We start from the raw sequence: 5365 nt of genomic DNA on the forward strand, positions 1-5365 counted from the left end.
GGCCGCACCGCCGACACCGTCGACGAAGCGCGGCGGGGGATCGAACAGCAGGGCGAGGCGATGATCGCGATGGTCGCCGCCCACCAGACCCGGCTCGACGCCGCCGCCCGCGACAGCGCCGCAGCGCTCGCCGACCGCCTTGACGGGGTCGAGGTGACGGTCGAGCGGCTGGCGGCACGGATCGAGCAGCAGCGCGTCGCCGGCGACGGCCTGATCACCGGATTGGAGAACGGCATCGGTCGTGTCGCCGATAGCATGGACGCGCTCCACGATCAGGGCGTCGGCCGCTCGCAACTGCTCGCCGCGTCGATCAGCGCGCTGGGCGGCTCGGCCGATGCGATGACCGAGGCGCTGCGCGCCGGCGAGGCGATGGCGACGCGGACGATCGGCACCACGGAGACGCTGCTGATCGCGCTCGACGCGGCGGCGCGAGAGATCGACGAGACGCTGCCGGAGGCGCTCGCCCGGCTCGACCGCAGAATCGGGCAGAGCAAGGCCGTCGTCGTGCAGGCCAAGCCCGAGCTGCTGGCGCTGGTCACCGCCGCCGAAAGCACCCATGATGCGATCGAGGCGATCGCCGGCGTCATTGCCGATCAGCGCCGCACTCTCGACCAGCTGTCCAGCAACCTGACCGAGACGCTGACCAGCGGTCGCACCAAGGCGGATGCGCTCGGCCAGATGTTCGACGACACGATCGCGCGCTCGCACCGTTTCGCCGAGGACGCGGCGCCGCGCCTGATCGAAGCGCTGCTGCGCGTGCGCGAGACCGCCGCCGCCGCCGCCGACCATGCCCGCGCCACCCTCGCCGGCGTCATTCCCGAAGCCGCCGACGCGCTGCGCGATGCTGCCGGAAAGGCGATCAAAGGCGTCGCTGCCGACACCGTCCACCGCCAGATCGACGCCATCGCCGAGGCGACCGACGCCGCCGTCGCCGCCGCCAGCCGCGCGACCGAACGGCTCGCCGATCAGGTCCGCCAGATCGGCGAGCAGACCGCGATTGTCGACAGCCGCATCGAGGACGCGCGCAGCGAGCGCGAGACCGCCGACCGCGACACGCTGTCGCGCCGGGTGTCGCTGCTGATCGAGTCGCTCAACTCGGCCTCGATCGACATCGCCAAGGCGTTCGCGCCCGACATCTCCGACAGTGCCTGGGCCGCCTATCTGAAGGGCGATCGCGGCGTCTTCACCCGCCGCGCGGTGCGCATCCTCGACGCCGGCGACGCGCGCGACGTCGCCCGGCTGTATGATGAGCAGCCGCCGTTCCGTGAGCAGGTCAACCGCTACATCCATGATTTCGAGGCGATGCTGCGCGCGATCCTGGCGCAGCGCGACGGCTCGCCCTTGGGCGTGACCTTGCTATCGTCGGACATGGGCAAGCTCTACGTCGCCTTGGCGCAGGCGATCGAACGGCTGCGTTAGGCGCGATCAGTCGAAGCTGTTGTCCGACGCGCCGGAGAAGTCGAACATCTCCGGCCCGATCCAGCCGAAGTGATAGTTGACCAGGAACAACAGGAACAGCGAGGTCGCGACGATCGTCACCCGCTTGGCGATCAGGCCGAGGCGGAACTCATGAGGCGCACTATCCGCCTGGCCAGGGACAAGGTCGCCACCCACCTCGCGGGTGGTGCGCACGCCCCAAGGAAGGACGAGGAACACCGACATCGCCCAGAACAGGACGTAGATCGATACAATCGACGTCCAGCGCACCCGCCTCAGCCTTCGATCAACAGCACATCGACGATCGGCTTCTTGCCCGTCCAGCGCGTCGCCACCTGCCGCACCGCCAGGCGGACGTCCTCACGCAGGCGGTTGCGGTCGCGGCCGGTCTTCTTGATGCTCTTCGCCGCCGCGTCGACCGCGTCGGCGATGAACGCCGCCTTGTCCTCCTCGACCGGCACGCCCTCGATCCGCACCTGCGGCTGACCGATCAGGCGACCGCCCTGCCCGACTGCAACAGCCACCGCGATCTGGCCATGGACGGCGATGCGCCGCCGCTCGTTGATCGTGGTGCCGTCCGCCGGCAGGATGACGTCGCCGTCGAGCACCAGCCGGCCGACCGCGGCATGGCCGATCTTCGCCGCCGGACCGGGCAGCAGGCGGACGATGTCGCCGTCCTTCTGCACCAGCGCCTGACCGATCCCCTCCGACAGGCCGAACCGCGCCTGCTCCATCAGGTGCCGCATCTCGCCATGCACCGGGATCAGCAGGTCGGGCTTGAGCCAGCCATACATCTGCTTCAGCTCGGGGCGGCCAGGGTGGCCAGAGACATGGACGTGCGCCTGCCGCTCGGTCACCATCTCGACGCCGCGTGCCGCCAGGATGTTCTGGATACGGCCGATCGCCACCTCGTTGCCGGGAATCTGCTTGGACGAGAAGATCACGGTATCGCCGGCGTCGAGGTTGATCTGGTGCGAGCCGTCGGCAATCCGCGCCAGCGCCGCCCGCGCCTCGCCCTGCCCACCGGTCGCGACGATCAGCACGCGGTCGCGCGGTAACCGCACCGCGGTATCGACATCGACCGTATCGGGAAAGTCCTTGAGGTAGCCGCAGGCGCGCGCGACCTTGAGGATGCGGTCGAGCGAGCGGCCAGTGACGCACAGCTTGCGCCCGCTCTCCTTCGCCACCTCGCCCAGCGTCGACAGCCGCGCGGCGTTGGAGGCGAAGCTGGTGACGACCACCCGCCCCCGCGCCTTCGCCACCGCTTCCGACAGGCCGCGGCGCACGTCCGCCTCCGATCCCGACGCCTCGGTGTTGAAGACGTTGGTCGAGTCGCAGACCAGCACGTCGACACCGTCCGCGCCGATCGCCGCCAGCTCCTCGGGCGTGGCGGGATTGCCGATCACCGGCGTCGGATCGATCTTCCAGTCGCCTGTGTGGAACACGCGGCCATCAGGCGTGTCGATCAGCAGCGCGTTCGCCTCGGGGATCGAGTGCGCCATCGGCACGAAGCGGAAGCCGAACGGCGCGAGTTCGGTGCGGACGTCCGGCTGGATGACGTGGAGCTTGACGCGATTGGCGATGCCCTCCTCGTCCAGCTTGCCGCGGATCAGCCCGGCGGTGAACGGCGTCGCGTAGAGCGGCACGCCCAGATCCTCGGCGAGATACGGCAGCGCGCCGATATGATCCTCATGGCCATGGGTCAGGACGATGCCGACCAGATCGTCGAGGCGATCCTCGATAAAGGACAGGTCAGGCAGGATGATGTCGATGCCGGGATAGGCAGGATCGGCGAAGGTGATGCCGCAATCCACCATCAGCCACTTGCCGCGGGTGCCGTAGAGGTTGACGTTCATGCCGATCTCGCCGGAGCCGCCGAGCGCGACGAACAACAATTCGTTCTTGGGGGTCATTCTAATCCTAATTGATCACCCGAGCGGTAGCCGGGGTTTGATGCCGTCACGCGGCGCGGGTGGAGAAGCCCTGATTTCGTCAGGACAACGAGTTACCTGTCATATGGGCGCGTTCGGCCATGATCGCCAGCCCCTGGATAGTCAGGTCGGGCTCGATCACGTCGAACACGCCGGTATGGCGCTCGAACAGGGTGGCGAGGCCGCCGGTCGCGATTACCGTCACCGGCCGGCCGACCTCCGCCTTGAGACGATCGAGCAGCCCCTCGATCATCGCGATATAGCCCCAGTAGATGCCGATCGTCATCTGGTCGACGGTGTTGGTGCCGATGACGCCCTTGGTCGCGGGAGCTTCGATGGCGATGCGCGGCAGCTTGGCGGCGGCGGTGACCAGCGCGTCGAGTGACAGGTTGATGCCCGGCGCGATGATGCCGCCCTTGTACGCACCGGAAAAGTCGCTGACGTCGAAGGTGGTGGCGGTGCCGAAGTCGACGACGATCAGGTCACCGGGGTGGAGCGCGTGCGCGGCGATGGTGTTGACCGCGCGGTCCGCTCCGAGCGAGGCGGGCTCGTCGACGTCGATCGCCATGCCGAACGCGGCCGGAGCCACGCCGGCGACGAGCGGCTCGCCGCCGAAATACTTGGCTGCGAGGACCCGCAGATTGTGAAGCGCGCGCGGCACGACGGTGGCGATGATGACGCTGGTCACCACCGACCGGTCATAGCCGGCGAGCGACAACAGCTGGCTTAGCCACACCGCATATTCGTCGGCGGTGCGGCGCGGATCGGTCGCGATCCGCCAGCGCGCCTTGATAGCGCGGCCCTCCCCGCCCCCGATATCGACGAGCGCGAAGACGACGTTGGTGTTGCCGGCATCGATCGCGAGCAGCATGGCAGGCCCCTAGAGCAGGAAGACGTCGCCGGCGTGGATGACATGCCGCTCGCCCTCCGCCAAGCGCAGGATCAGCGCGCCATCGCTCTCCAGGCCCTCGAACAGCCCGTCGAGCGCCGTGCTGTCGGGCAGGCGGGTAGTCAGCGCGGTGCCGAGCGGATGCGCCCTCTCCAGCCAGCGGCGGCGGATCGGCTGAAAGCCCTCGCTCCGCCAGCGCGACAGCCAGCGGGCGAACGCCTCCGCCAGCGTCTCGGCGAACACCTCGGGCGGAACCGCACAGCCGTGAGCCGCCAGGCTGGTCGTCGCACGGTCGGGCAGGTCGGGGTGGACGGCGAGGTTGACGCCGATCCCCACCACCACGGCTTCGTCGGCGCGTTCGAGCAGGATGCCGGCGAGCTTCGCCCCGGCGAACAGCAGGTCGTTAGGCCATTTGAGCGACAGTCGCTCGCGGACATCGTCGGGCAGGAACAAGCCGACGGTCTCGTCTAGCGCGATCGCGGCTGTGAACGCCAGGGTCGGGGCCGGCGGATCGGTCGGTCGCAACCGGACCAGCGTGCTGCCGTAGAAGTTGCCAGCCGGCGACACCCATTCACGGCCCTGCCGCCCCCTGCCCCCGCGCTGTCGCTCTGCACGCAGCCACAGGTCCTCGGTCACACCGCTGCGGGCGAGGTCGAGCATGTCGGCGTTGGTCGATCCCGTCTCGGCAACGGTGCGGAGGGTGGTCAGGACAACGGCTTCAGAACAGCGAATGCGCCGCCGTCATCGTCCAGCCGCCGAGCGGGGCCAGCACCACCCAGCCGAGCGGCGACACGAACAGCGCGGTCGCGGCGATCAGGCCACCCTGGACAACGTCGTTCGACCGCTGGAACGCCGGTGCCGGCTCGTCGAAATACATCACTTTGATCACGCGCAGGTAATAATAGGCCCCGATCACCGATGCCACGAAGCCCACCACCGCCAGCGGGTAGAGGCCTGCGTCGACGGCGGCGGAGAACACCGCCAGCTTGGCGTTGAACCCCAGCAGCGGCGGGATACCAGCCAGCGAGAACATGAACACCGCCAACGCCGCCGCCAGACCTGGCCGCGTCTGCGACAGGCCGGACAGGCTGGCGATCGTCTCGACCGG

At 68.9% G+C, this 5365-nt stretch carries 5 protein-coding genes and 1 pseudogene; 1 reads left to right on the forward strand and 5 read right to left on the reverse strand.

Annotated features, from left to right (window positions below; genetic code table 11):
• Window positions 1–1419 (forward strand): annotated as a pseudogene (locus HUU96_RS10585) (hypothetical protein); the annotation flags it as partial.
• A gap of 6 nt (window positions 1420–1425) precedes the next feature.
• Here HUU96_RS10585 and HUU96_RS10590 read toward each other — a convergent pair.
• The 5 genes from HUU96_RS10590 to HUU96_RS10610 form a co-directional block, all read right to left on the reverse strand.
• Window positions 1426–1707: a DUF1467 family protein gene (locus tag HUU96_RS10590; protein ID WP_174292770.1), complete on the reverse strand. Its 282-nt coding sequence runs from the start codon at window positions 1705–1707 to the stop codon at window positions 1426–1428.
• A gap of 5 nt (window positions 1708–1712) precedes the next feature.
• Window positions 1713–3350, reverse strand: a complete 1638-nt coding sequence (locus tag HUU96_RS10595; RefSeq protein ID WP_174292771.1) for a ribonuclease J — start codon at window positions 3348–3350, stop codon at window positions 1713–1715.
• 79 nt (window positions 3351–3429) lie between these two features.
• Complete coding sequence (locus HUU96_RS10600) at window positions 3430–4239, reverse strand: type III pantothenate kinase (protein WP_174292772.1); 810 nt, start codon at window positions 4237–4239, stop codon at window positions 3430–3432.
• Window positions 4240–4248: 9 nt separating this feature from the next.
• Window positions 4249–4965, reverse strand: coding sequence for a biotin--[acetyl-CoA-carboxylase] ligase (locus HUU96_RS10605; RefSeq protein ID WP_302480238.1), 717 nt, complete (start codon window positions 4963–4965; stop codon window positions 4249–4251).
• Window positions 4966–4975: 10 nt separating this feature from the next.
• A partial coding sequence (locus HUU96_RS10610) for a proton-conducting transporter transmembrane domain-containing protein (protein ID WP_302480237.1) occupies window positions 4976–5365 on the reverse strand: 390 nt, incomplete at its 5' end.

It is taken from the genome of Sphingomonas bacterium (genome assembly GCF_903644135.1).
In the GTDB taxonomy this organism is placed as follows: domain Bacteria; phylum Pseudomonadota; class Alphaproteobacteria; order Sphingomonadales; family Sphingomonadaceae; genus Sphingomonas.

Bases quoted from the DNA above. Each gene is read 5' to 3' on its own strand.
- HUU96_RS10600 (WP_174292772.1), bottom strand. From the start codon at position 4,239: ATGCTGCTCGCGATCGATGCCGGCAACACCAACGTCGTCTTCGCGCTC.
- HUU96_RS10595 (WP_174292771.1), bottom strand. From the start codon at position 3,350: ATGACCCCCAAGAACGAATTGTTGTTCGTCGCGCTCGGCGGCTCCGGC.